Below are 26,976 nucleotides of genomic sequence, written 5' to 3' on the forward strand. Positions count from 1 at the left end.
GGAGTGACCGAGGCAGAAGACCGATATAACGCGTCGATATGTCTGAGATCTGGCCAGCGAATGAGGAGGGCATCGGCCGCGCCGCGTCGCGCCTCGAAAGCGGCGGCCTCGTGGGGGTGCCGACCGAGACGGTCTATGGCCTCGCCGCCGATGCGGCGAACGGGGAAGCCGTCGCGCGCATCTTCGAGACGAAAGGGCGACCCGCCTTCAACCCCCTGATCCTCCATGTGCGGGATCTGGAGCAGGCGCGGCGTTTCGGCCATTTCGGGGACGCGGCCCGCCAGCTCGCGGAGCGGTTCTGGCCCGGCCCCCTCACCCTCGTCGTCCCGCTGGACGAAGGCGCGCCGCTCGCGCTGCTGGCCACCGCCGGCCTCGGCACGGTCGGCCTGCGCAGCCCCGCCCATCAGGCGACGCAAGAGCTGCTGCGCGGTTTCGGCCGCCCCTTCGTCGCGCCGAGCGCGAACCGGTCGGGCCGGATCAGCCCCACCCGCGCCGAGCATGTGACGAGCGAATTCGCAGGGCAGGTGCCGGTGCTCGATGGCGGTCCCTGCCCGGGCGGCATCGAGAGCACCATTGTGGGTTTTGCCGAAGACGGCCCCGCCCTGCTCCGCCCCGGCGGTATCGCCGCCGAAGAGATCGAGGCCGTCCTCGGCGCGAGGCTCGCGGGAGCGGGACCGGGCATTCAGGCGCCCGGCATGACCGCCAGCCATTACGCGCCGCGGGGGCAGGTGCGCCTGAATGCGGGAGCCGCCCAGGCCGGCGAGGCGCTGCTCGGCTTCGGCGGGACGGCAGGGGCGGCGCTGGATCTTTCGCCGTCGGGCGATCTGCGCGAGGCCGCTGCGAACCTCTTCGACTATCTGCGTCGGCTCGATGCGGAGGACGCGGATATCGCCGTCGCGCCGATCCCGGAAAGCGGCCTGGGGCGGGCGATCAATGACCGCCTCCGCCGCGCCGCAGCGCCGCGCTAGTCGAGCGCCGCGAGGCGGATCGGCTTGCCGCTGCGGCGATAGAAGACATGATCGCCGACCACGGCCGTCCGCTCCAGCGCCGGTGCCCAATAGGGATCGACGTAATGGGCATGATAATTGGTCGCGCCGTGGGACAGGCTGAGGCGGAAGCCGCCGAGAATGGCCGTTGCCAGCGCCTCGGCCTCGGCCATGGCCCGCCGCTCGATCGGCAGCGTCATCGAGCCGTCGCAGGTGAAGGAGAACTGGCAGCCCGTATCGCGCTGCGCGCCCTGATAGACGACGCGGCAGACCGAAGCGGGCCAGCGCTTGCTCTCGACGCGGTTCAGGACGACGTCCGCCACGGCGGCCTTGCCTGCGACACTCTGATTGCGGGCCTCGTAATAGATCGCCTGGGCGAGGCAGTCGCGCTCTTCGGTGGCGATGCCCGGCAGGTCGATCAGCGTCAGGTCGAAGGCCGCGAGCTCGCCCAGATCGATGGCCGCCTCGATCACCGCTTCGCGCAGGCCTTCGCCGTCAATGCCGATCTGCGTCAGCTGCGCGAAGGGATCGGGCAGCGGCGCGGTTTCCCGCTCCGCCCGCCTCTGCTCGAGATAGGCCGCGAAGGCGGCGACCCGCGCCGCATGCGCAGCCTCGCCTTCGATGGCCGCAGCGGGCTTGGCGTCGGCCTCCGCCGCATCCGGCCACGCCGTCATCGCCGTGAGGCTCACTGCCAGGAGACCCAGCACTACACCGAACCCGCGTCGCATCATGCTCAACCCTGCTCGCATCTGGAGGCGTCGCCCTGCCCGTTCACGATTTCCGGAGGTCGCAGGGTCCTAGAGACCCGCTCGCCCGAAGCGGAAGACGCGATATGGCAGGGCTCGGCCGCTGTCACAGGGTGTTGAGGGTGCAAGAAGCGGGCAAAGCGCCGATCCCGCATGGAAAACAGGCAGTTAATAGTGTCTTAACGTTCCGAAAGGGTGTTAACCCTTTCGGAACGAATTTTCCACAATCACGGAAGCGTCAGTCCTCTTCGCCCGCCAGCGCGCATTGCGCCGCCGCCAGCCGCGCGATCGGCACGCGATAGGGCGAGCAGGAGACGTAATCGAGGCCGACCAGTTCGCAGAATGCGATCGAAGCCGGATCGCCGCCATGCTCGCCGCAAATGCCGAGCTTGAGGCCCTCGCGCGTCGCGCGGCCCTTCTGCGCCGCGATCTTCACGAGCTCGCCCACGCCGTCGCGGTCGAGGCTGACAAAGGGATCCTGCTCCAGAATGCCCTGGCGGACATAGAGCGGCAGGAAGCTGCCCGCGTCGTCTCGGCTGAGACCGAAGGTCGTCTGCGTCAGGTCATTGGTGCCGAAGGAGAAGAACTCGGCCTCCTCTGCGATCCTGTCGGCCGTCAGCGCGGCGCGCGGCAGCTCGATCATCGTGCCGACGAGGTAGTCGAGCGTGCGGCCCTTGGCCGCGAAGACGTCCTTGCCGACCGCTTCGATCCGGGCGCGCAGGGTGGCGAGCTCCGCCTTGGTGCTGACGAGCGGCACCATGATCTCGGGCACCACCGCGTCGCCGGTCTCCTCGGCGACCTCGCAGGCGGCTTCGAGAAGCGCGCGCACCTGCATCTCGTAGATTTCCGGATAGGAGATGCCGAGGCGGCAGCCCCTGTGGCCGAGCATCGGGTTCGCTTCGTGCAGCGCCTTCGCGCGGCGCTTGAAGACCTCCGTCTCGACGCCTGCGGCCTGCGCCACTTCCGCGATCTCCTCGTCGGTATGGGGCAGGAATTCGTGCAGGGGCGGGTCGAGCAGGCGCACCGTAACCGGCAGGCCGCGCATGACGGTGAAGAGCTCGCGGAAGTCGTCCCGCTGATAGGGCAGGAGCTTGGAGATCGCGGCGCGGCGGCCGGTCTCGTCCTCGGACAGGATCATCTCCCGCACGGCGAGGATGCGCTCGGCATCGAAGAACATGTGCTCGGTGCGGCAGAGGCCGATGCCTTCGGCGCCGAAGCCGCGCGCGGTCTTGGCGTCGAGCGGGGTCTCGGCATTGGCGCGCACTGTCATCCGGCGGTGCTTGTCGGCCCATTCCATCAGCTTGGCGAAATCGCCCGACAGCTCGGGCTCGATGGTCTTGACCGCGCCGGCGAAGACCTCGCCCGTGGCGCCGTCAATGGTGATCTGTTCGCCCTTGGCGATGGTGCGGCCCGCAACGGTGAAGGCCGAGCCGTCCTTCTCGATGCGCAGGTCGCCCGCCCCGCAGACGCAGGCCCGGCCCATGCCCCGCGCGACCACGGCGGCGTGGCTGGTCATGCCGCCGCGCGCGGTGACGATGCCCGCCGCCGCATGCATGCCGTGAATGTCCTCGGGGCTCGTCTCCACCCGGACCAGCATGACCTTGCGGCCCGCCTCGGCGAGGCGCTCGGCCTCATCGGCGGTGAACACGACCTCGCCCGAGGCCGCGCCGGGGCTCGCGGGCAGGCCCTTGGTCAGGAGATCCCGCTCGGCATTCGGGTCGAGCGTGGGGTGCAGGAGCTGGTCGAGCGCTGCCGGGTTCACGCGGGTGACGGCCGTCTTCTCGTCGATCTTGCCTTCCTCGCAGAGGTCGACGGCGATCTTGAGCGCGGCCTTGGCGGTCCTCTTGCCGGTCCGCGTCTGCAGCATCCAGAGCTTGCCCTCCTGGATGGTGAACTCGATGTCCTGCATGTCGCGGTAATGACCTTCGAGCTTCACGAAGACATCCGTGAGCTCCTTATAGGTCTCGGGCATGACCTCTTCGAGCGAGGGCTGGTCATTGCCCTGCCGCATGCGGCCCGCCCGCGTGAGGTTCTGCGGCGTGCGGATGCCCGCGACGACGTCCTCGCCCTGCGCATTGACCAGGAACTCGCCGTAATAGTGGTTGTCGCCGGTCGAAGGGTCTCGGGTGAAGGCGACGCCCGTGGCCGAGCTGTCGCCCATGTTTCCGAACACCATGGCCTGCACGTTGACGGCCGTGCCCCATTCCTCGGGAATGCCGTTGAGGCGGCGATAGGTCTTGGAGCGGTCGTTCATCCACGAGCCGAACACCGCGTCGATCGCGCCCCAGAGCTGCTCTTCGGGGTCGAGCGGGAAGGGCTTGCCGAGCTTTTGCTGCACGGCGGCCTTGTACTGCTCGATGATGGCCTTCCAGTCGGCGGCCTGCATGTCCGTATCGAGATAGTAGTCGCGCTCGTCCTTGTAGGTGTCGAGGATCTCCTCGAAGGCATGGTGTTCCATGCCCAGCACCACGTCCGAATACATCTGAACGAAGCGGCGATAGCTGTCATAGGCGAAGCGTTCGTCGCCTGACAGCGCGGCGAGGCCCCGCACCGTCTCGTCGTTGAGGCCGAGATTGAGGACCGTGTCCATCATGCCCGGCATGGAGGCGCGGGCGCCCGAGCGGACCGAGACGAGGAGCGGGTTCGACGTCGAGCCGAATTCCTTGCCGACCTCGGCCTCGATCTTCTTCATCGACTCCGCGACGCCCTCGCGCAGGCCGTCGGGATATTGCCGGTCATTCTCGTAGAAGGCGGTGCAGACCTCGGTCGTGATCGTGAAGCCCGGCGGCACCGGCAGGCCGAGGCTCGCCATCTCGGCGAGATTGGCGCCCTTGCCGCCGAGCAGGTTCTTCATGCCCGTCCGGCCTTCGGCGTCGCCGCCGCCGAAGTTGTAGATCATCTTGCCGATCTTGCTGCCGCCCATGTCGCTGCCGTCCCTTTCCTTCCGCCGACGGCCGCGCCGTCAGCCTTCCAGTTTTGCGAAGTCCGCGACGCGCTCGCAGACCTCTTTTATGTCATCCAGGAGCGCGAGCCGGTTGGCCCGCAGCGCCTCGTCCTCCGCATTCACTGTCACCGCATCGAAGAACGCGTCGAGCGGTTTTCGCAGTGCAGCGAGGGCGGACATGGCGCTCTCGAAGTCTTCTTCCTCAAGCGCTTGCACGGATCGCGCCCGCGCATCCGTCAACGCCTCGTGAAGCGCCCGCTCCTCGTCTTGTGAGAACAGCGCCGGGTCGGTTTTCGTTTCCGGAAGCTCGCCCTTCTTCGCCTCGGCGCGCAGGATGTTGGTCGCGCGCTTATAGGCGGCGGTGAGGTTTTCCCCGTCCCCGGTCTTCAGGAAGGCTTCGAGCGCGGCGAGCTTGCGCACGACGAGCACGAAGTCGTCACTTCCGGCCTCACGGGCCGCAGGCCCTCCGGCAGGGCGGCCTTCGCCCGGCGTCCGGTCGGACGCTTGGTCGCCACGCTCCCTTACCGGCGCCAGGACGGCCGCGACGTGGTCATAGCGGTGACCCTGATCGCGGAGATAGACGGTCAGGCGGTCGTGGAAGAAGGCGAGGAGGTCGGAAGCGACGGTCCTCCCCCCGTGGGGGAGGTGCCCCGAAGGGGCGGAGGGGGCATCACCCGCCGCGGACGACGCCATTGACGACCCCTCATCGCGAGCCGCGAGCCCCCTCCGACCCGCTTCGCGGGCCACCTCCCCCACGGGGGAGGAAAGACTGAGCCGCAGCCCATTCTCCAGCACGATCTGGATCACGCCCAGCGCCATGCGCCGCAGCGCGAACGGGTCGCTCGATCCCGTCGGCGTCTTCCCGATGCTCCAGAACATGGCCAGCGTCGCCAGCTTGTCCGCCAGCGCCACGGCCACGCTGACCGGCGCGGTCGGCACGGCGTCGCCCTGCCCCGCCGGCTTGTAGTGGTCGCGGATGGCGTCCGCGATCTCCGGCTCCACGCCCTCTTCGAGCGCGTAATAGCGGCCCATCACGCCCTGAAGTTCGGGGAACTCGCCGACCATCTCGGTCACGAGGTCCGCCTTGGCGAGCCTTGCCGCGCGCTCGGTCTTGTCCGGGTCGGCACCGACCTTCGGCGCGATCTCGCGGGCGAGCGCGGCGACGCGGTCGACCTTGTCCGCCACCGTCCCCAGCCCCTCGAAGAAGGTCACGCCCGAGAGCTTCTCCGCATGGTCCTCCAGCTTCGTCTTCTTGTCCTGCTCGAACAGGAAGAGCGCATCGGACAGCCGCGCGGTCAGGACGCGCTCATAACCCGTCATCATCGCCGCGCCGCCGTCTTCGGGCTCGACATTCGCCACCGTGACGAAGCGGGGCGCGAGGCGGCCCGTGCCGGGGTCGCGCACGGAGAAATATTTCTGGTGCCCCTTCATCGCCGCCGTCAGCACCTCATCCGGCACGGCGAGGAATTTCGGATCGAAGCGCCCGATGCGCGGCACCGGCCATTCGGCGAGGCCCGCGACCTCGGCCAGAAGGCCCTTGTCCTCGACCAGTTCCAGCCCCTGCGCCTGGCACAGCGCCCGCGCCTCACCGAGGATGCGCTCCTCGCGCTCATCCGGATCGAGGATCACCTTCGCCGCGCGCAGCTTGGCCGCATAACCGTCGAAGGAGCGCGCCTGGATCTCGGCGGGCGCCATGAAGCGATGGCCTTGGGTCACGTCGCCAGAGCGGATCGGCCGGTCGCCGTTCTCAATCGTGAACGCCACGACCTCGCCGCCGAAACAGCACAACACGCGATGCAGCGGGCGGACCCAGCGCAGGTCGCCATTCCCCCAGCGCATGGATTTCGGCCAGGGGAAGCTGCGCACGATCTCCGGGATCGCCTCGGCCAGGATCTCGGCCGTCGGCCGCCCCTTCCGCTCGATCACGGCGACATAGAAGCTGCCCTTCTTGCCGTCCTGGATCTGCGCCTCGTCGATGCTCGACAGCCCGGCGGAGCGCAGGAAGCCTTCGACGGCCTTGTCGGGCGCGCCGACCTTGGGGCCCTTGCGCTCCTCGCGCCGGTCTTCCTGCCGTTCGGGCAGGCCGGTGGCGACGAAGGTCAGGCGGCGTGGCGTGGCGAAGGCGGTGGTGTCGTTCGCGGGAAAGCCTGCATCGCGCAGGCGCTCCTTCATCAACCGCTCCAGATCAGCGGCGGCGCGCCGCTGCATCCGTGCGGGAATCTCTTCTGAGAACAGCTCAAGCAGCAAGTCGGCCATAGGCCCGCGGGTCTAGGCGGAGCCGTCTTGCAGCGCAACAAGTGGCCGCCGCGCGTGTTCGCGCATCACGCGCAGGAGGACGCCATGCAGAGCAAGGAAGAACACTTCGTCGAGAAGTGGATCGCGAACAACGTCAAGCCCGAAGGCTATGAGGAAGGCGACGACCGCGCCAGCCGCTATGCCGAGGCCTGCGCCAAGGATGCGGAGTCCGAGGGTCTGTCCCGCTCTCAGCTCGAAGCCGAGGTCGGCGACCTGACGGACCGCATGGAACGCGCGCTGGAGACCGAGACCGAGCAGACCATGATGGAAGAGGACGAACGCTCGGGCGCCCGCTCGGTCGAGATGCCAAAGGACTGACTCAACCGTCGAGCAGCTCGTTCAGGTCGTCGCCCTCGACCTTGCCGAAGAAGCTCGACGTGTCGAAGACCACCACGCGCTCGACTCCGTCCTGAACGAAGACCACGCGGTCCGCCGGGACGCCGGCGCAGTCGATCCCGGTGGTGCTGACGATGGCGGCGCCGGGAAAAAGCTGCTCCAGCCATGCCCGCTCGCGCGCGACGCCTTCGGGCGTATCGGCGGCGAGTATGGGGATCAGGTCGCGGCATTCGTCGCGCAGCGGCGCCGCCGCCGCCTTTTCCGGCGGGGTGGGGACGAATTGCAGGGGCGGCAGGCCTTCGGATGCAGGCGCCTGGCAGGACGCCGCGAGGACGGCTCCCACTATCACTCCCGATCCGCGCATCTCGCCCTCCTCCAGCCCGGCGCGATTGTGGCAGAGTTCTGGCGGCGCTGTCGACTCGCTCAGGATGCGAGGGGGCCGGCGAAGACGCGCCGTGGATCGAGCCCCAGGCGCCGGCAGGCCTGAACCGGCGGGCTCGCCTCGATCGGCAGGCGCTCCGCCGCCCGCGCCGCGGCCTTCGCCAGAAGGCGGTCGCGCCGCGACGGGCGCCAATCCTCGCCGAGCGCGATCCGGCGAGCGACCGCCTCCGGCACCAGCCCAGCGGCGACCCGGACGAGCGGCGCCTGAAGCGGGCGCGCCGGCAGCGGCAGAACGGGTTCGCCGCTCATGATCCGCAGGAATGCCTGCAAGGCGTCGGACGGCTCGAGACGCGGCAGCGTTCCGGCCTCCAGCGCCTCCCATGCCTCGCGGCTGGCAGGGGCGCCCGCCGCGCCATAGGCCTCGGCGATCGCCTGGCCTTCGGCGAAGAGCCGGTTCCACCCCCCAGCTCCGAGCGGACAGACGAGATCGTCATAGGCGCGTCCGAAGCCGAAGACCGCGGTCGCATGAACCCAGGACAGGAGAGCGGCGTCATCGGCGCGGTAGAGCCGCCCTTGGTCGGTCTCGCCCGAAATCTGTGCATGGCGCCGGTTCACGCCGTCGATCATTCCCCGCGCCACCGAGGCGGCGCCATAGATCGTCACCATCGCGGCGAGCCCCGTCCTCTGCAGCCTCAGCTTCGGGTCGGTGCGGAAGGTCGAATGGTCCCAGACGCCGTGCCGGACCTCAGGAAGCGCCAGCTCCAGGATCACGGCGAGGACACCGCCGGCGAACAGCGTCACCGGGTTGCGGAAGACCCGCCAGGAGACCGAATCGGCCGCCACGAGCGCTGGCTCTCCGGCAGGCGCGTCGAAGGCCACCCGCGGCACGCCGGGCGGATAGAGATAGCGCTCGTAGAAGCGGGACAGAGGACCACCTCTCCCCCCGGGGGAGAGGTCGGCAGATTCGCTGCCGGGCGAAGAGGTCGGGCGGCTGGGGATCAGCGGCACTGTCGCCCCCTCACCCCGCTCGCCGCGCCTTACGACGCGTCGGCGTAGACGTCCGTATAAAGCTCCGATGCATCGGGCTCGGGCGATTCGAGCGCGAAGTCGGCGGCCTCCTTCACGATGGCCTTCACCTCCTTGTCGATCTCCTTGAGATCGTCCTCGTTGGAGTGCCCGGCTTCGAGAAGGCGGCCCTTGCAGCGCTCGATGGGGTCGGAGGACTTGCGGTACTGATCCACCTCCTCGCGCGTGCGGTATTTGGCGGGGTCCGACATGGAATGGCCGCGATAGCGGTAGGTCTTCATCTCGAGGACGAAGGGCCCGCCGCCCTCGCGAGCGTGCTCGACCGCCTCGCGGGCTTCCTCGCGCACCGCGATGACGTCCATGCCGTCGACTTCCTTGCCAGGGATGCCGAAGCTCGCGCCGCGCTTGTAGAGATGCGTCTCGGCGCTCGCGCGCTTCACGCTCGTGCCCATGGCGTACTGGTTGTTCTCGATCACGAAGACGACCGGCAGGCTCCACAGCTCGGCCATGTTCATGGCTTCGAAGACCTGGCCCTGGTTCGCCGCGCCGTCACCGAAATAGGTGAAGGAGACGTTCCCGTTCTCCCGGTACTTGTTGGCGAAGGCGAGGCCGGCGCCGATCGGCACCTGGGCGCCGACGATGCCGTGCCCGCCATAAAAGTCCTTCTCCTTCGAGAACATGTGCATCGAGCCGCCCTTGCCCTTGGAAAAGCCGCCCGCGCGCCCCGTCAGCTCGGCCATGACGCCCTTGGGGTCCATGCCGCAGGCCAGCATGTGGCCATGGTCCCTATAGCCCGTGATGACCTGGTCGCCGTCCTGGCGCAGCGCCTCGAGCCCCGTCACCACGGCCTCCTGGCCGATCAGCAGGTGGCAGAAGCCGCCGATGTGACCCATGCCGTAGAGCTGGCCCGCCTTCTCCTCGAAGCGGCGGATGAGCAGCATCATGCGGTAATATTCGAGCAGCTCCTCGGCCGTGGCGGTCAGATTCGATTTCGCGGCATCCGCTGGCATGGGCATCTCCATTCTCTGCCGCCTAGCTAGCCCGGTCGGGCGCCAGAACAAAGGCCTGTCGATAACGCCCTGTCGCCCCTGCTTGATCGCGCCCGCTCCAGCCCACAGGTTCTGCGCGATAATCCGACAAGCCGATGGAAGCGCCCTTCATGCTCAAGACCCTTCTCCTCGCCGCCAGCGCCGCCGCCCTCCTCAGCGCCTGCGAGACCGGCATCACCACCGAAGCCGCCGCCGCGCCGGACGAAACGGTTCGGAATGCGGAGGCGCAGGCGGCCGAGGATGCCCGCCTCGTCGCATGGCTGGACGAAGCCTGGGAGGAGCAGGTCGCGCAGAGCCCCGAATACCAGTCCTATCTGGGCCGCAAGACGAACATGGACCGCTGGGACGACCGCAGCTTCGAGGCCGACGACCGCAGCCGCGCCCTCCTCGAGCGGCAGCTCGCCGAGCTGCGGTCTGAATTCGACCGCGAAGCGCTCTCGCTCGACGGCAAGCTGAATTACGACCTCTACGAATATACGCTGGAGAACGACCTCCGCCTCGACGATTTCCGCATCCAGCGCTTCCCGCTCAGCCAGTTCCGCGGGATTCACTCCAATATTCCCGTCTTCCTCGCCAATTTCCATGCGATCAGCTCGGTCGCGGAGGCCGAGAACTACATCGCCCGGATCGAGGCGACGCCGACCGTGCTCGAACAGGCGGCCGCGCAGATGCAGGCGCGGGTCGATGCGGGCTATCCGCTGCCCGAATTCTCCTATCCGCTGATCGAGGAGTCCTCGCGCAACATCCTGCCGGGCGACGCGGTGCGGGCGGATTTCCAGAAGAAGCTCGACGCGCTCGAGGCGCCCGCCGAGGTGAAGACGCGCCTGCGCGACGAACTCGAAGCCGCGCTCGAAGGCCCCTTCGCCCGAGCCTATGAAGCGTTCGCCGACGAGATCGCGCGAATGGCCGAGGCGGACGTCGTCGGGGGCAATTACGGCGTCGGCATCCGCGAAGGCGGCGCCGCCTATTACGACGCGCTCCTGTCGAACTACACGACCACCGAGATGACCGCCGACGAGGTGCACGAGCTCGGCCTGTCCGAGGTCTCGCGCATCCACGACGAGATGCGCGGCATCATGCAGGAGGTCGGCTTTGAGGGCACGCTCGAGGACTTCTTCGACTACATGAAGACCGAAGAGCGCTTCTACTACGACAACACGGCCGAGGATCGCGAAGCCTATCTTCAGGATGCTCGGGATTACGTCGAGGGCATGCGCGCGAGGCTCGAAGAGCTGTTCATCACCCTGCCCGAAGCGCCGGTCGAGGTACGCCGGGTCGAGCCCTTCCGCGAGCGGGCGGCGGGCAAGGCCTTCTACAATCAGCCCGCCGAGGACGGATCGCGTCCAGGCATCTTCTACGCGAACCTCGCGGAGATGGGCGACATGCCGACCTACCAGCTCGAAGCGCTCGTCTATCACGAGGCGATTCCCGGCCATCACATGCAGCGGGCGATCCAGATCGAGATGGAGGGCCTGCCCAAGTTCCGCCAGTTCGGCGGCTATACGGCGTTCACGGAAGGTTGGGGCCTGTACTCCGAACTCCTGCCCAAGGAGATCGGCTTCTACGAAGACCCCTATTCGGATTTCGGACGCCTCGCCATGGAGCTGTGGCGCGCGGCGCGCCTCGTTGTCGACACGGGGCTCCACGCCAAGGGCTGGGAGATGCAGGAGGCGATCGACTACCTCCAGGAGAACACACCCAATCCCGAAGGCGACACGGTCAAGGCGATCGAGCGTTACATCGTCTATCCGGGCCAGGCGACCGCCTATAAGATCGGCATGCTGAAGCTCGTCGAGCTGCGCGAGGATGCGCGCGAACGCCTCGGCGACCGCTTCGACATCGCCGCCTTCCACGACACCGTGCTGACGGGCGGCCCGCTGCCGCTCTCGGTCCTCGAAAAGCGGGTGGATGCGTGGATCGAGGACACGCTCTCCGCCTGACGGCCGCTGACTGCCCCATAAGAAGAAAACGGGAGGACGTATGAAGAGCATGCTGACCGTCGGCGCCGCAATCGGCGCCCTTATCCCGGCATGGCCCGGCATCGCCGCGGCCGCGCCGGCCCTCGACGACCGCTTCGGCGACCACATGGTCGTCCAGCGCGGCGAACCGGTCACGGTGTCGGGCACGGCGTCGCCGCGCGAGCGCCTCACGGTCCGCCTCGGCGATGCCGAGACGCGCGTGCGGGCGAACCGGCAGGGCCGCTGGTCCGCAGAGCTTCCCGCAATGGAGGCGGGCGGCGAGCCGCTGACGCTCGAGGTGACGAGCGAGGAAGGCTCGGCGCGCGCAGAGGACGTGCTGGTCGGCGATGTCTGGCTCTGCTCGGGCCAGTCCAACATGGAATATCCGGTCTATCGCGCCCTGAACCCCGACCGGGAGCTCGGCGCGGATCATGCCGAGGACATCCGCCTGCTGACGGTGCCGAAAGCTGCCGAAGCGGCGCCGGCGGGCGGCTTCGCCGAAGAGGCGCCCTGGCAGGTCGCGAGCGCGGAGAGCCTGCGCGACTTCTCGGCGGTCTGCTATTTCATGGCGCGCGACATCCACGAGGAAATCGGCGTGCCCCTCGGCCTGATCGATGCCTCCTGGGGCGGCTCGCAGATCGAGGCGTGGATCGGCGCGGACGGACTCCGCGAGGTCGGCGGCTTCGACGATGGCCTCGACCTCCTGGAGGAAGCCGCCGAGGACATGGATGCCGCCATGGCGACCTTCGGCGAGAAATGGGAGGCGTGGTGGAACGGCGTCGCGGACGAGCAGCCCTGGTCGGTGGACGCCCACATCTCGGACTGGTCCGCAGTTCCGGACGGGATGGGCGACTGGAAAGCCTTCGGCGATCCCGAACTCGCCGATCATCTGGGCATGGTATGGTTCCGCAACGAGTTCGAACTGAGCGCCGAGCAGGCCGATGCGCCCGCCACGCTCGCCTTGGGCGGCATCGACGAGATCGACTCGGTCTGGGTCAATGGCCGGTTCATCGGCAATACGTTCGGCTGGGGCACGCCGCGCGAATACAGCCTGCCCGAAGGCGTGCTGCGCGAGGGCGGGAACAGCGTCACCGTCAGTGTCTATAATGGCTGGGGCGCAGGCGGCATGACCGGCCCGGCGGACGCGGTGGGCGTCGCCTTCGAAGGCGCTGAGCGCATGCCGCTCTCGGGTGGCTGGCGCTATGAGAAGGTTCCCGCCGAATACGGCGCGCCGCTGAGCGCGCCCTGGCAGTCGGTTTCCGGCCTTGCGGGCATGGCGAACGGCATGATCGCGCCGCTCGAAGGCGCGAGGCTGAAGGGCGCGATCTGGTATCAGGGCGAATCGAATGCCGGGCGCGCCGACGAATATCAGGCGCTCCTCGCCGGGCTCGTCGACGACTGGCGGGACCGCTTCGGCGAGGACCTGCCCGTCGTGGTCGTCCAGCTTCCCAATTTCGGCGCGCTGGCGACAGAGCCCGCCGATTCGGGCTGGGCGGGCATCCGGGAGGCCGAGCGGCAGGTCGCGCTGGACGACGAGAATGTCGGCGTGGTGGTCACCATCGATGCTGGCGACCGCTTCGACATCCACCCGCCCAACAAGCAGGTCGTCGCGCAAAGAGCCGCTCAGGTGGCGCTCGCCCTCGCCTATCAAGGCGACGCCGTGACCGACGGCTACAGCCCCGAGGGCGCTGAGCTGTCCGCCGACACGGTGACGATCCGCTATGGCGAGGACAGTCCGCTGCACCTCGTGGGCAGCGACCGCGCCATCGGCTTCGCGCTCTGCGATGACGACGGCGCGTGCCGCTATGCCGATGCCCGGCTGAACGCTGCCGGCAACGCCCTCATGGTTCCGGTGCAGGAGGGGCCGGTGTCCGAAGTCCGCTATTGCTGGGCGGATGCGCCCATCTGCAACGTCTTCACCGAGGGCGACGTGCCCGTGACGCCGTTCTCCCTGCCGGTCGGGGACTGAACCGGTCTTTCCGCCCCGGCCGATCGGTCGGGGCGGACCTTGCCGGATCAGACGGGTTGGCAGCTGCCCTCGTCCACCACCGTCCGCAGCAGGTTCTCGCCGTTCTCCATGTGATCCGCGAGAACGCCGCTGAAATCGCCCTCTCCGGACATCTCGAAGAAGAGGGTGGCCAGGGACCGGTCTTCGGCCGGATGGCTCATCAGGGTCTCGGCCACACAGGCGCAGAGCTGCGAAGCCGATTTGCGGCCGAAGCCTTCATCCCCGCGCATTCCCTCCATCGAGAGGCCGCAGGCGGCCGCCATCTGGCGCGCCTCCTGCCGCTCCTCCTCGGCCGGGCCCCCGCTACAGGCGCAAAGAAGAGCGATGGCCGGAGCGGCGAGGAGGGAAAGTCTCATGGGAAGGGATCCTTTGTTCCGATCAGATTTCGAGGCGAAGCGCCTTCGGTGAGCTCGCCTCTTCCAGAGAAAACTTTCGATCCGACTTACGGAGCGTCCCTCACCCACAAACCGGCTTGCCGATACCCGCTTCGACGCGGGTGATTTTGCCTAAATTCCTTCCGAAAGACTTGAGCGGGACGAAAGACTCCCGCCGGTAATCCGGGGCGCATGACAGCAACCGGACATTCTTGTCATGCGTGACATCAAGGCCCCCTCCCTCCTCGCCCTCGTCGCAGCCCTCTCGGCATGCCAGCAGGACAGCGCGCCCGAACCGGAGCCTGCGCAGGTCACGCCGCCGACCGCCGTCAGTCAGAGCAATGTCGCCGTCGACGGGACCATCACCGGGTTCAGCAGCGTCTTCGTCAACGGCAAGAAATACGAGCTCGGCAATTCCACGATCGTCGCCGTCGAGGGCAAGGGAGAGTTCGCCGGCGGACAGGACCGCCTGCGGCTCGGCATGCGGGTCCGCATCAAGGCCGTCGAACAGAACGGCGAGCGCCGCGCCGGCCGGATCGAAGTCGATCAGGACCTCAAGGGTCCCGTCTTCTCCGTCACGCCGGATGCCGAGACCCCGTCCATCGGCACGCTGACGGTCGTCGGCCAGACCGTGGTCGTGGACGGCTTCACGATCTTCAGCGAGGACATCCCTGACGAGAACGGCGACGGCCTCATCGACATCCGCGACCTCGATCCGACCACGACCCTGCCGGCCGCTGTCGTGATCGAGGTGAGCGGCCTGCCCACCGAACAGGGCCTTGTCGCGAGCCGCATCGAACGGATCGACCGGTCCGGCTCAGGCGACGAGGACGAGATCGAGGTGAAGGGCTTCATCGATGCGGTCGTCGATGGCGGCACCGCGATCGTCATCAACGATGCCCGTTTCGAGATCCTCGGCACGACCGAATTCGATCAGGACTTCCCGCCTCTCGAAGACGCCGTGGGCCTCTTCGTCGAGGTGAAGGCCGAGATCGATGACGAAGGCCGCATGGTGGCGATCGAAGTCGAGCGGGAAGACGACCTCGACGATGACGACCGCGAAGGCGAGTTCGAATTCGAAGGCCTCGTCCAGACGGTCGATGTCTCGGTCACTCCGCACCGCGTGACCCTGGGCGGCATGACGCTCGAAACGCCCGACGCATCGGCGCTGACCGGGCTCGTCGGCCAGCGGGTCGAGGTCGAAGGCAGCTTCGACAGCGAGGGGCTCCTCGTCATCGAGGAGGTCAAGGTCGAAGTCGAGAACACGGTGCGCACCGAGGACGAGGTCGTCTCGGTCGACCGCGCGGCCGGGACGTTCACGACCCGCATGGGGATCGTCGTCACCCCGACCGGCGACAGCAGGGTCAGCGACCGCGTCGATCCTTCGCAGGGTCATCTTCTGACCCCGGACGAGTTCATGCGGCGGATCGCCATCGGGGACTACGTCAAGGCGAGAGGCTATCCCGACGATGCGGATGCGGTCGTCTGGACCCGGATCGAGCGGTCGCGCCGCGAGCGCGAGGCCTGCCGCCTGCGCGGTCCCGTCGATGCCGGCAGCATCGTGGGCTCCCGCTTCGCGATCCGCGGCGTCACGGTCGAAACCTCCGCGCTGCCGGACGACGCCTTCGAGGCGGGCGACGATGCGGAGGGCCGCGACGCCTTCTTCGAGCTGCTCTCCGAGGGCACCGTGGTCGACGCGAAGAGCGACAGGCGCGGCGGCGGCTGCCAGCTCAACGCTCTCCTGCTCAGCAGCGAAGGCGAGGTGAGCTTCGCCGGGGATGACGACGTCGAAGGCAGCCAGACCCGCGAAGAGGAGCGCGAGGGCGGCGAAGGGGAAGGAGCCGGCGCCGACCTTGTCGGCACGGTGCGCAGCGTCGATGGGGCGGCTGCGACCCTGACCATCGGCGAGCGGGTGATCCCCGTCCTCGACGACACCGAGATCGATGCCGATCTCGTCGAGGCCGCGCGCGGCGTGGAGGTCGACGAGGACAGCTTCCGCTTCGGCGAATTGCCGGAGACGCTCGACCAGCTCGTCGAGGCGGGCGACCGGCTCGAAGTCGAACTCGACGCGGACGGCAATGCCGAGAGCATCGAACTGGCGGACTGAGAAACCCTAAAGGAGGCGGACGCGCCCTCGGCGTTGCCCGCCTCCTCGGGAAAGCAGCGTTCAGACAGGCTTCTTGTGGTGGACGCCCCCCGTCAGCGGGCGGGGCGCCCGGGTCGTTCCGGGAAAGCTGAGCGGCAGGGATTTGAGGCTGCGCACGGCGAGATAGGCGAAGCATTCCGCCTCGACATCATCGCCGCGCCAGCCCGCCTCCTCGGCCGTCAGCACGTCGGCGGTCAGCCGGTCCTGGAGCTCGTTCATCAGGACGGGATTGTGCCGTCCGCCGCCGCACACGATCCATTCGCCCGGCGGGCTCGGCAGGAGCGGGACAGAGCGGGCGACGCAGGCCGCGGTGAATGCGGTAAGGGTCGCCGCCCCGTCTTCGAGGCTCAGCCCCTCGACCGGCTTCAGCTTGAAATCGTAGCGGTCGAGCGATTTGGGCGGCTTGCGGCGCAGGAAGGGCGCCAGCGCCATCATCCGCACCGTCTCTTCGTGCACCCTGCCAGCGGCGGCGAGCTGGCCGTCCATGTCCATCGCCTCGCCCGTGTGCCGCTGGACCCATTCGTCGACGAGCCCATTGCCCGGCCCGCAATCGAAGGCGAGAAGGCCCGAAGGCTTCGCATCGGCGGGCACGAATGTGATGTTCGCGACCCCGCCGAGATTGAGGACGCCCACCGCGTGATCGCGTCCGAGCTGGCGCACCAGCGCCGCGTGATAGACGGGCGCGAGCGGCGCGCCCTCCCCGCCCATGCGCATATCGGCCTGACGGAAGCCGTCCACCACGTCGATGCGAAGCTCGTCCGACAGGATGCGGCCCGAGCCGATCTGCCAGCTGCGCCCCGGCGCGCTGGCATCGACGGGCGGGCGGTGCAGGATGGTCTGGCCGTGAAAGCCGATCACGTCGATCTCGTCGCGGGACAGCCCCCCCTTTTCCATCAGGCGTTTGACCGCCTTGATGTGGGCGCTGGTCACGTCGTCCGCCGCGCGGCCGATCTCGGCGGCGCCGTCGCGCCCTTCGAGCGCGGCGCGGGTCGCCCGCACGATCTCGGCGCGGGTCGCGCTGGGATAGGGTACGGAGATCGAAGGCCCCGCCTCGACTACGCCCTCTCCATCGGTCCGCAACACCGCCGCATCGACGGCATCGAGCGAGGTGCCGGCCATCAGGCCGATGGCGGTGAGGACTTTGTCGGAAGGCATTGCGGGCTCAGTGGACGCTGGGAGTTGCCGTGACTAGAAGCGGGCGGAGATTACCGGGCACTTAACGATCATGGCCAGCTACAGATCCGATTTTCTGCGCGTGCTCTCCGAGCGCGGCTTCATCCACCAGGGCACCGACCTCGAAGGTCTCGACGCGCTGGCCGCGAAGGGGCCGGTGACGGGCTATATCGGCTTCGATGCCACGGCCGAGAGCCTGCATGTCGGCTCGCTCGTCCAGATCATGATGCTCTACTGGCTGCAGCGGACCGGCAACCGGCCCATCGCCCTGATGGGCGGGGGCACGACCAAGGTCGGCGACCCTTCGGGCAAGGACACGCAGCGAAAGCTTCTGGACGACGCCGCCATCGCGAAGAACCTCGCGGGCATCCGCCAGAATTTCGAGCCCTTCCTCGAATTCGGCACTGGGCCGACCGATGCCCTGATGGTCGACAATGACGACTGGCTGTCGCAGCTGACCTATGTCGAGTTCCTGCGCGATTTCGGCGTGCATTTCACGATCAACCGCATGCTGACCTTCGATTCGGTCAAGCTGCGGCTCGACCGCGAGCAGCCCCTCACCTTCCTCGAATTCAACTACATGCTGATGCAGGCCTATGACTTCCACGTCCTGCACCGCGATTTCGGCTGCCAGCTCCAACTCGGCGGATCGGACCAATGGGGCAATATCGTCAACGGCGTCGAGCTGATCCGCAGGGTCGGCGCGGCCGAGGGCGAGGAGCGCGAGGCCTTCGGCCTGACGACGCCGCTCCTGACGACGGCCTCGGGCAAGAAGATGGGCAAGACCGAGAGCGGCGCGGTCTGGCTCTCGGCCGAGAAGCTGCCGCCCTATGACTACTGGCAATATTGGCGGAACACAGAAGACGCCGATGTCGGCCGGATGCTGCGCCTCTTCACCACGCTGCCGATGGACGAGATCGCGCGCCTAGAAGGGCTTGAAGGGCGCGAGATCAACGACGCCAAGATCGCGCTCGCGACCGAGGCGACGGCGATGCTGCACGGGCGCGAGGCCGCCGAGCGGGCCGCCCAGACCGCCGCCCAGACCTTCACCGGCGGCGCGGGTGCCGACCTGCCCACGGTCGAGATGCTCGGCGGCGCGCTCGATGCGGGCGTGCCGCTCTTCGAGCCCTTCCGCGAACTCGGCCTCATCGCCTCCAATGGCGAGGGGCGGCGCCACATCAAGGGCGGTGCCCTGCGCGTCAACGGCCAACCCCTCGCAGAGGAACGCCCGCTGACCTCGGCCGACCTCGACGGCGACACGATCCGGCTGTCGGTCGGCAAGAAGAAGCACGGCCTGATCAAGGTGGCATCATGAGCACGACGAGACTGAGCTGGACCGGCGACCGCGCCACGCTCGAGCGCGCGGACATGGTGCTGACCGAGATGCTCTATCCGCCCGCCGATGCGGTCAGCCTCGTCAAGGCGGACGCGGCCGAGGCGGACGAGGCGACCGAGTGGGCGCTTCACGCCTATTTCGAGACCGCGCCCGATCCGCGGACGGTCGAGACGACGCTGGAAAGCGCGGGCCTCGACCTCGGCGCGGGCACGATCGAGCAGCTCGAGGACCGCGACTGGGTCGCCCATGCGCTGGAGGGCCTGGGGGTCGTCGTCGCGGGCCCCTTCGTCGTCTATGGCAGCCATGACGCGGACAAGGCCGCTCAGATGCCGGGACACCGCATCAAGGTCGAGGCCAACAGGGCTTTCGGCACGGGCCATCATCCGACCACATCGGGCTGCCTCGAAATGCTCGCCAGCATCGAGCACGTGAAGCCTGCCCGGATCCTCGATCTCGGAACGGGTTCGGGCCTCCTTGCCATCGCGGCGCGCAGGCTGTGGCCGCATGCCGCGATCCTCGGAACGGATATCGACGAGCCCTCGGTCGCGCTCGCCGAGCAGAATGCCGAGGAGAACGCGGCGCAGGGGATCGTCCTGCGGGTCGCGGACGGCATCGACGGCACGGTGGAGCGGGACGGGCCCTTCGACCTCGTCCTCGCCAACATCCTCGCCGAGCCCCTCATCGCGCTCGCGCCGCGGATCGAAGAGGTCCTCGCCCCCGGCGGGCGGGTCCTCCTGGCGGGGCTTCTCGAACGCCAGGCCGACGCCGTCATCGACGCCTATGCCGGCAGCGGCCTGTCAGTGACGCGAAGGGGCGGAGATAGCTGGCCGATCCTGTTGCTGCGGCGGCACGAATCGAACTAAATCGCCGGAAACTCGGAACGATCCCTGCCGGCGATCGGAACATGCTGCTAACGGGCGCCGATGCAGGTCATTACGGATACCACCGAACTTCGCTCCTTCTGTTCGCGCCTCGCCGAACATGACTTCGTCACCGTCGACACGGAGTTCATGCGCGAGAAAACCTATTACTCGAAGCTCTGCCTGATCCAGGCAGCTTCGAGCGAAGAAGCGGCGATCATCGATCCCCTGGCGGACGGGCTCGACCTCCAGCCATTCCTGGATCTGATGGCGGATGAAAGCGTCCTCAAGGTCTTTCATGCCGCCCGGCAGGACCTAGAGATCTTCCACCGCCTGATGGGCCGCGTGCCCGGTCCGCTCTTCGATACCCAGATCGCCGCCATGGCGTGCGGCTATGGCGACCAGATCGGATATGAGCCGCTGGTCCGCCAGCTGACGGGCGGACAGGTCGACAAGGGGTCGCGCTTCACGGACTGGTCGCGCAGGCCGCTGACCGAAAAGCAGCTCACCTATGCGCTCGGCGACGTGACCCATCTCGTGCCCGTCTACGAATCGCTTCGACACAAGCTCGACCATAGCGGGCGCGCAGCATGGGTCGCCGAGGAGATGGAGGCCTTGAATGATGAGGGCCTCTACCATGTCGAGCCGGAAAATGCCTGGCAGCGGCTCAAGCTCCGGGGTGTCCGCAGCAAGGAGCTGGGGCCCCTGATCAAGCTTGCCGCCTGGCGCGAAGCCGAGGCGCAGGAAAAGGACATTCCCCGCGGACGCATCCTGAAGGACGAGGCGCTGTTCGAGATCGCGCGGGCAACGCCGCGCGATGCGGCCGCGCTCGCCAAGCTGCGCTCCATCCCCCAGGGCTTCGAACGCTCGGCCGCGGCGGCCGGCATCCTCGAGGCCGTGGCCGCCGGCATGGCGATGAAGTCCGACGACCTGCCCAAGATCGACGGCAAGGGCTCCCGTCAGCAGGCGCCGGCCGATGTGGTCGACCTTCTCCGCGTCCTGCTCAAGCGCCAGTCCGAAAAGCACGACGTGGCGGCCAAGCTCCTCGCCTCCTCCGCCGATCTCGAAGCGATCGCCCTGTCGGATGACGCCGCCGTGCCGGCGATGAAGGGCTGGCGCCGTCAGGTGTTCGGAGAGCTCGCTCTGCGCCTCAAGGACGGCAGCGTCGCGATGACGCTCGACAAGGGCAAGCTGAGCCTGATCGAGAAGCGCTGACGCCCGCGCGGCGTCAGATCCGCTCGACCGCGGGTTCCAGCCCGTAAGCCGCGGCGAGCTTTTCGAAGCGCCGCTCTGGCGTCTCGCCCAGAAAGGCGGCCTGCGCCTCCGGCAGGAGGAGGGTCAGCCGGTCCGCATCCCGCCGCAGTCCCGCATGCGGCAGGATCGCGCTGCCGATGGGATCGAACTCGGCGACGAAGCGCAGGGCGAGGCCTGTGCGCTGGGCCCAGAGGATGTCGCCCTCGTCGATGAGTTCGGTGTGCAGATGCGGCGGAAAGGTCGCCGGGCTGCTCTGGTGGCGCTGATAGAGGACCGCCGCCAGCGCGACGCGCGAAGGATGGTCGAGGCTGAGAAACGGCATGTTCAGCACCGAGACGGCCGCCTCGTTTCCGCGGGTATCCGGATGGAACAGGCCGGCGATATTGGTCAGCTTGGTCGCGGCGCGGCGCAGGCGGGCCTGCCTCGGCGTCTCGTCCTCGTGCAGGGGAGACAGGAACTCGTAGACCTGGCGCCGCCGGACGGCATCTCCCGGCGCGAGACGCTCCGCATAATGCTGGCACAGAAGGAGGAGGGGATCCTCTTCCCTCTCCTGCTCGGAAAGCTCGGCGAACAATGCGCCCTCGCGCACGCCCGAGGACGAGACCGACACGAGGGGCGCGCCGGATTTCTGCAGAACCTTGCGAAGGACGAGCGCGGCGAAGGGCAGTGTCGGCGCCCGGCGCTTCTGCACGCTGTCCATGCCTTCGAGGCTTTCGACGCTCTGCTGCTCGACGAAGCGGCAAAGATCGATCATCTCCGCCCGCTGCATCGTGTAATGGTCGAGGATCGGGATGGGATGGTCCGCGCGCGCCATGGCGATCCGGCCGATGGCGCGCCATGCGCCGCCGACGATGTAGAAGGCGCTCGGCTGGCTCTTGCGCAGCCATTTCACTTCGCCGAGCGCCGCATTCACCGCCTGCTTCGCCTCGTCCATGCGCCCCTCATAGAGCGTGCTCAGGCGCAGCCCCCCGAGCGGCAGGCTGACGACCTCCGCAACCCCGCCCGCCAGGGCGCCGTCGAGACGGCTGAGTTCAAGGCTGCCCCCGCCCATGTCGCCGGCGATGGCGCCGCCTTCTTCGGACAGGACTTCGGGCGCGCCCGACAGGATGCCGAAGGCGGCGAGATGCGCCTCCTCCTCTCCGCTCAGGAGCTTGGGCTCGAACCCGATGCGGCGAATCTCTTCGAGGAATTCCGACCCGTTCGGCGCCTCGCGCGATGCGGCGGTCGCGAAGACGAAGAGGCTCGCGACATCGTCCTCCGCGAGGAGCGCGGCGAAGCGGCGCAGAATGCGAAGGGCATCCGCCATCGCCCCCTCGCGAAGAGCCCCGGTTTCGGGTTCGCGGTCACCGAGGCCGCAGAGGGACTTCTCGTTGAAGACCGCGATCGGCGCGCGCGGCGGCCCTTCGAAAATGACCAAGCGGACGGAGTTCGACCCGATATCGATGACGGCGCGGCGGGCGCATGCCATCAGTCCGCGACCGTCAGCATGCGGGGGAAGGTTTCGGCCAGGGCCGCGCCCCGCCCCGACAGCGAGGGATTGGTCATGAAGTACTCGTGCAGGTTGAAGGCGTCGTCATCCACCTCGAAGCGCTGCCAGTGGCCGTCCTCGCAAAGGCGCCAGCTCTGCGCCTCGTCCTTCAGGTTCGCCACCATGATCTGGTCGACGACCTGGTTATGCGTCGTGGGGTTCTCGATCGGACAGAGCACTTCGACGCGGCGGTTGAGGTTGCGCGGCATCCAGTCGGCGGAGCTGACATACACTTTCGCCTGATCGGAAGGCAGCGGATAGCCGTTGCCGAAGCAGGCGATGCGGGAATGCTCCAGATACCGCCCGACAATGCTCTTGACCCGGATGTTCTCGGACAGGCCCGGCAGGCCGGGGCGGAGGCAGCATATGCCCCGAACGACCAGCTCGATGTCCACGCCCGCCTGGCTCGCCTCGTAGAGCTTGTCGATCATGGGGCCGTCGACGAGCGAGTTCATCTTGGCCCAGATCGTCGCGGGCTTGCCCGCCTTGGCGAACTCCATCTCCCGCTCGATCGCCTCGTACAGCGTCTCCCGCAGGGAGAGCGGCGCGATGGCCAGCCGTTCGAAGCCGTTGGGCAGGGCGTAGCCGGTCACGTAGTTGAAGACCTTGGCGACGTCGCGTCCGATCTCCTCGTCGCAGGTGAACAGGGCGATGTCCGTATACACCTTGGCCGTGAACTGGTGGTAGTTCCCGGTGCCGAGATGGCAGTAGGTCTTGGTCAGCCCGCCTTCGTTCCGGACGACATAGGACAGCTTGGCGTGCGTCTTATAGTCGACGAAGCCATAGACGACGTTGACCCCCGCCCGCTCCAGCGCCCGAGCCCACTGGATATTGGCCTCCTCGTCGAACCGGGCCTTGAGCTCCACGAGGGCGGTGACGTTCTTGCCGCTCTCGGCCGCCTGGACGAGCGCCTCGACGATGGGGGACTGCTTGGAGGTCCGGTAGAGCGTCTGCTTGATCGCGAGGACGTCCGGGTCGGCCGCCGCCTGCTTGAGGAAGCGCACGACGACGTCGAAGTCCTCGTAAGGGTGATGGACCAGGATATCCTTGGCCGCGATGGCCGAAAAGCAGTCGCCGCCATGCTCGCGGATGCGCTCGGGAAAGCGCGCCTCGAACGGCTTGAAGAGGAGGTCCGGCCGGTCATCGGGGATCAGCTCGGATGTCTGCGCGAGGCCCAGAAGGCCGTCGATCAGGACGACGTCATTGGGGTGGACGGCGAGCTTCGTCGTGACCAGCTCGCGCAGCGCGTGGGGCGTGGCCGCATCGATCTTGAGGCGGATGACATCGCCGCGGCGGCGGCGGCGAAGCATGCGCTCATAGGAGCGGACGAGATCCTCCGCCTCCTCGTCCACCTCGACATCCGAATCGCGGATCAGGCGGAAGGCGCCGGTCGACACCACGCTGCGCTCGGGAAAGACGTGGCGCAGGTAATGGATGATCACGCGCTCGAGGGAGATGAAGCGGACACGCGGCCGGCTGCCCGCGTCATCCTCTCCGGCGGGAAGCCGCACGAAGCGGCGCACCTTGTTCGGCACGGGGATCAGCGCGTTCATCGATCCGCTTTCGCCCTCGAGCGAGAAGCAGAGGACGAAGCCGAGGTTCGGAATGAACGGAAAAGGATGGGCCGGGTCGAGCGCGAGGGGCGTCAGGACGGGAAAGATATTGGTGAGGAATTCCTCCTCGAGCCAGGCATCCTCATCCTCGGTCAAGTCCTCCGCCGTGAGAATCTCGACGCCGGCTCGCGCCAGGATGGGCAGGAGGCCGTTCCAGGTGTGCTGCTGGCGGCTCATCAGCGCGGCCGCGCGGTCGTCGACCGCGGCGAGCTGCTTTTTCGGCGTCAGCCCGTCCTGGCTCGGCTTGGTGATGCCTTCGCGCACCTGGCCGAGCAGGCCCGCCACCCGCACCATGAAGAACTCGTCGAGATTGCTCGCGGAGATCGACAGGAAGCGCAGGCGTTCGAGCAGCGGATGGCGCTCATTGTCCGCCTCTTCCAGGACGCGGGTGTTGAAATCGAGCCAGGAAAGCTCCCGGTTGATGAACCGTTCGGGGCTGTCCGCGCTCACCGCAGGCGCGGCTTCGCCTGTGTCCTCGGCCCCGGAAGGAAGGTCGGCCGCGCCATCCATCTTGCGCTCCTGCGAAGGCTGCTCGCCGGGCTCATAGCGTGAAGCGGCCGGCTTCGGCCAGCGCATCGCGCAACAAGGCCTTGTGAGAGCGGTAGCCCCTCGCAGCGACCGCCTCGACCCGTTCGGCGAAGCCCGAAGCCGCGGCGAATTCGCGGCGCAGATGGCTCGCCGCCTCGGCCGTCGCGGCGAAGGGCAGGCGCAGCCCGCGCCGGCGCAGTTCCGCATCGAGCACCTGGGCCAGCATCGCCTCGTCCGGCGGCGCGAGCGACACCGTCTCGATGCTCCGCAGGCGGCTCGCGAGATCCGGCAGTGGCCTGTCCTTTGGCCCCGCCCAGCTCACGCTGCGCCCCGCACCGGCAAGGAGCAGCGGCACGCGCCGTCCGGCCGCCGCCTCGATCAACGCGAAGAGGTCGAGCGGCTCGAAATCATGCGCGTCGTCCACGGCGACGGCGGCGGGATCGCCGCTCAGGAGCTCCTCGAAATCCGTGCCGCTATTGCGGACGGGCACGCCGAACTCTTCCGCTTCCCGCTCCAGCAGCATGGTCTTGCCAGAGCCTTCAGGCCCCGTGATGGCGAGGATGCAGGCCAGCGGGCGCCCGGGCGTGCCGAGCCTTCGGCGCCACAAGGACAGCTGCGAGCGCGCCGCCTCGTTCGCGGCGCCTTCGATGAAGGGAACCGCGCGTCTTGGGAGCGGCGGAAAGGGAAGAGCCTGCTGTGAGGTCTCGCCGCTCATTGCCGCAGAAGGATGTCGTCGATGGAGTCGGGCTCGTCCTCGTCCCGCTCGCGTTCCAGGATTGTGTCGCGGCCGGTGCCGTCCTCTTCTGCCACCTCGCCGAAGAGATCGTCGGGCAGCTCGGGCGCCTGCGCGGCCGCGCCGCCGATCGTGCCGCGCTCGCCGGGCACGCCGCTGCGCGCATCGAGCGGACCTTCGGTGATGCCGCCGAAGGAGCGGCCGCGGGAGGTCCGCCCGCGCAGCTCCTCCTGCAATTGCCGCTCCCGGCGGACCCGCTCCTCGAGTTCCGTCGTCACGGGCTCCTCGTTCTCGCGCAGGCTCTCGGCGAGCGCCGCCTCGGCGACGTTCCAGCCGCCCTCCGCGTTCGGCCAGACGGTCAGGTTGTCCTGCTGCATCGCCAGTTCGAACTGGGCCGGATCGCCGATCGCCGTGACGTCGAGCACGGCGTTCTCCTTGTTGAACACGCCCGGCTCCATCGCCTTGACGAGCGGCGTGCGTTCGAGCGCGGTCCGGATATCGGCCCATTGGTCGAGCCCCTCGAACCAGGCCGTCAGCGCGAAGGTCCGCACGGCCGATTCGTCGACCAGCGTGCGCGCCTTCCAGTCCGCCGCATAGGTGGCCACCGTGCTCTCCACCGCGCGCTGGGCGAGGGCCGGAAAATCCGTACCCGGTCCGCGGAAGAAGGTCTGCGCCAGCGTCGAACCCTGCCCCTCGGACATGACCGCGCCGCGGCCCTCGGCGCCGAAACCGCCCTCGGTATCGTAGAGGTCGGCGCTGGTCGCGGGCGTGACCTCCCTTCGGCCCGAGCTTCGCCCTTCGAGATAGCCGTCGATGAGCTGCACCGTCAGCCGGAAGTTCCCGTCCTCTTCCTCCAGCTGGCCGAGCGCGACGATAACCTGCGGCACGTCATATCTGTCGGCGAGCATCTTCAGGGCCTCGCCGTCGAATTCGAAGGCCTCTTCGACCGAGACGAGCCGCATGTCCCGCGCATCGCCGCGCGGCAGGACGAGCGGGGTCAGCTCGTTCTCCAGCGGACGGGCGAGCCAGGCGCGGGCCCAGGGGTTCTTCGCCTCCCACAGATAGAGGCCGTTCTCCGTCTCGAGCACCGGCAGGACCAGCGCCTCCCGGCTCTGCGCCTCGGAGAAGGGCAGGCGCGCTTCGCGCAGGAGGCGGCGCACGGCTTCGGGCTTGAAGCGATAGGTGATGTTGGCCCGATAGGTGTTGCGCGAGCTCTTCTCGTCGAACACGGCGAAGCTCTGCTCGATCTGCGGCAGCATGTCGGGGTCGAGCGCGACAGGCTGCTTGAGCGACGCGCCGAAGGGATCGCTCTCGACCATGCCGCCATAAGGGGAAGCATCCTCCGGCCCTTCCTCCGGCGGCGCGTTCCCGGCGGGCGCCTCGCCCTCGGCGGGCATCGCATCGTCATCGCCCATGGGCACGAGGACGCCGCCCATCTCTTCTGGCTCTTCCTCCTCGATCGCCGCGGCGAGGCGCGGCAGGAACTGCCAGTCCGCCTCCGCCGTCAGGCGGCGCAGGAGAAGGTCCATGGCGACGCGCCGTCCCTGGCTCTGCGCCTCGGCCTGCGCCGCGGCCGCCGTATCGGCCTCGGCATAGACCGGCACGCGCGGCACGGTGAAGATCGAGGACTCCTCCTGCGCGGCGGCGGTGCCGCCGAAAAGGAAGAGGGTGACGAGGAGGAAAACGCGCATCGAGACTGCCC

20 protein-coding genes are annotated in these 26,976 nt (G+C 68.2%); 8 read left to right on the forward strand and 12 right to left on the reverse strand.

The genetic code is table 11. The features are described from left to right. Positions 1-38: 38 nt before the first annotated feature. Positions 39-968, forward strand: a complete 930-nt coding sequence (locus IE88_RS0106975) for an L-threonylcarbamoyladenylate synthase (protein ID WP_031552137.1) — start codon at positions 39-41, stop codon at positions 966-968. Here the strand turns inward: IE88_RS0106975 and IE88_RS17225 are convergent. The 3 genes from IE88_RS17225 to glyS form a co-directional block, all read right to left on the reverse strand. After that, positions 965-1,717, reverse strand: coding sequence for a cell wall hydrolase (locus IE88_RS17225; RefSeq protein WP_162178308.1), 753 nt, complete (start codon positions 1,715-1,717; stop codon positions 965-967). The genes IE88_RS0106975 and IE88_RS17225 overlap by 4 nt on opposite strands. 253 nt (positions 1,718-1,970) lie before the next feature. Then, a complete protein-coding gene (gene ppdK, locus IE88_RS0106985; protein ID WP_031552140.1) occupies positions 1,971-4,655 on the reverse strand; it encodes a pyruvate, phosphate dikinase in 2,685 nt (894 codons plus the stop codon). Positions 4,656-4,694: 39 nt separating this feature from the next. Then, positions 4,695-6,932, reverse strand: coding sequence for a glycine--tRNA ligase subunit beta (glyS, locus tag IE88_RS0106990; protein WP_031552142.1), 2,238 nt, complete (start codon positions 6,930-6,932; stop codon positions 4,695-4,697). An 84-nt stretch (positions 6,933-7,016) separates the two neighbouring features. Between glyS and IE88_RS16420 the strand changes: the two genes are divergently transcribed. Next, complete coding sequence (locus IE88_RS16420; RefSeq protein ID WP_156032465.1) at positions 7,017-7,289, forward strand: DUF768 domain-containing protein; 273 nt, start codon at positions 7,017-7,019, stop codon at positions 7,287-7,289. Between the two features lies 1 nt (position 7,290). Here IE88_RS16420 and IE88_RS0107000 read toward each other — a convergent pair whose 3' ends face one another. From IE88_RS0107000 to pdhA, 3 genes are all read right to left on the reverse strand, one after another. After that, entirely contained in the window at positions 7,291-7,650 is a 360-nt protein-coding gene (locus IE88_RS0107000; RefSeq protein WP_031552145.1) for a hypothetical protein, read from the reverse strand. Between the two features lie 80 nt (positions 7,651-7,730). Continuing rightward, positions 7,731-8,696 (reverse strand): oxygenase MpaB family protein, encoded by a 966-nt coding sequence (locus IE88_RS0107005; RefSeq protein WP_202900451.1) that lies wholly within the window; start codon positions 8,694-8,696, stop codon positions 7,731-7,733. 29 nt (positions 8,697-8,725) lie between these two features. Next, a complete protein-coding gene (pdhA, locus tag IE88_RS0107010) occupies positions 8,726-9,724 on the reverse strand; it encodes a pyruvate dehydrogenase (acetyl-transferring) E1 component subunit alpha (protein WP_156032469.1) in 999 nt (332 codons plus the stop codon). A gap of 149 nt (positions 9,725-9,873) precedes the next feature. Here pdhA and IE88_RS0107015 point away from each other — a divergent pair, with 149 nt between their 5' ends. After that, entirely contained in the window at positions 9,874-11,703 is a 1,830-nt protein-coding gene (locus IE88_RS0107015; RefSeq protein WP_031552154.1) for a DUF885 domain-containing protein, read from the forward strand. Positions 11,704-11,743: 40 nt separating this feature from the next. Then, a complete protein-coding gene (locus IE88_RS0107020) occupies positions 11,744-13,690 on the forward strand; it encodes a sialate O-acetylesterase (RefSeq protein WP_031552157.1) in 1,947 nt (648 codons plus the stop codon). A 47-nt stretch (positions 13,691-13,737) separates the two neighbouring features. Here IE88_RS0107020 and IE88_RS0107025 read toward each other — a convergent pair whose 3' ends face one another. Next, the gene (locus tag IE88_RS0107025) at positions 13,738-14,085 is read right to left on the reverse strand and encodes a hypothetical protein (protein WP_031552160.1); all 348 of its coding nucleotides are present in this window, start codon (positions 14,083-14,085) and stop codon (positions 13,738-13,740) included. 235 nt (positions 14,086-14,320) lie between these two features. Here IE88_RS0107025 and IE88_RS0107030 point away from each other — a divergent pair, with 235 nt between their 5' ends. Next, complete coding sequence (locus tag IE88_RS0107030; RefSeq protein ID WP_031552162.1) at positions 14,321-16,210, forward strand: DUF5666 domain-containing protein; 1,890 nt, start codon at positions 14,321-14,323, stop codon at positions 16,208-16,210. A 60-nt stretch (positions 16,211-16,270) separates the two neighbouring features. On the opposite strand, the gene IE88_RS0107040 is transcribed toward IE88_RS0107030, so the two are convergent. After that, the gene (locus IE88_RS0107040; RefSeq protein ID WP_031552164.1) at positions 16,271-17,404 is read right to left on the reverse strand and encodes an anhydro-N-acetylmuramic acid kinase; all 1,134 of its coding nucleotides are present in this window, start codon (positions 17,402-17,404) and stop codon (positions 16,271-16,273) included. A gap of 70 nt (positions 17,405-17,474) precedes the next feature. Between IE88_RS0107040 and tyrS the strand changes: the two genes are divergently transcribed. The 3 genes from tyrS to rnd are packed head-to-tail and all read left to right on the forward strand — an operon-like array spanning position 17,475 to position 20,833. Next, positions 17,475-18,737: a tyrosine--tRNA ligase gene (gene tyrS / locus IE88_RS0107045; protein ID WP_031552166.1), complete on the forward strand. Its 1,263-nt coding sequence runs from the start codon at positions 17,475-17,477 to the stop codon at positions 18,735-18,737. Then, positions 18,734-19,621: a 50S ribosomal protein L11 methyltransferase gene (locus IE88_RS0107050; protein WP_031552167.1), complete on the forward strand. Its 888-nt coding sequence runs from the start codon at positions 18,734-18,736 to the stop codon at positions 19,619-19,621. The genes tyrS and IE88_RS0107050 overlap by 4 nt, the downstream gene beginning before the upstream one ends. Positions 19,622-19,681: 60 nt before the next feature. Next, a complete protein-coding gene (rnd, locus tag IE88_RS0107055; RefSeq protein WP_031552171.1) occupies positions 19,682-20,833 on the forward strand; it encodes a ribonuclease D in 1,152 nt (383 codons plus the stop codon). A gap of 13 nt (positions 20,834-20,846) precedes the next feature. On the opposite strand, the gene IE88_RS0107060 is transcribed toward rnd, so the two are convergent. From IE88_RS0107060 to IE88_RS0107075, 4 genes are read right to left on the reverse strand one after another with little or no spacing between them, the layout of a single operon-like run. Beyond that, on the reverse strand, positions 20,847-22,340 hold the full coding sequence (locus IE88_RS0107060; protein ID WP_051881623.1) for a Ppx/GppA phosphatase family protein: 1,494 nt from the start codon (positions 22,338-22,340) through the stop codon (positions 20,847-20,849). After that, on the reverse strand, positions 22,340-24,523 hold the full coding sequence (locus IE88_RS0107065) for an RNA degradosome polyphosphate kinase (protein ID WP_036766843.1): 2,184 nt from the start codon (positions 24,521-24,523) through the stop codon (positions 22,340-22,342). Before IE88_RS0107065 ends, IE88_RS0107060 begins: the two co-directional genes overlap by 1 nt. A gap of 31 nt (positions 24,524-24,554) precedes the next feature. Beyond that, positions 24,555-25,256, reverse strand: a complete 702-nt coding sequence (locus tag IE88_RS0107070; protein WP_031552181.1) for a hypothetical protein — start codon at positions 25,254-25,256, stop codon at positions 24,555-24,557. Beyond that, entirely contained in the window at positions 25,253-26,965 is a 1,713-nt protein-coding gene (locus IE88_RS0107075) for a DUF2066 domain-containing protein (RefSeq protein ID WP_031552183.1), read from the reverse strand. The genes IE88_RS0107070 and IE88_RS0107075 overlap by 4 nt, the downstream gene beginning before the upstream one ends. Positions 26,966-26,976 lie beyond the last annotated feature (11 nt).

It is taken from the genome of Parvularcula oceani (assembly GCF_000733125.1).
GTDB classification, from domain to species: domain Bacteria; phylum Pseudomonadota; class Alphaproteobacteria; order Caulobacterales; family Parvularculaceae; genus Parvularcula; species Parvularcula oceani.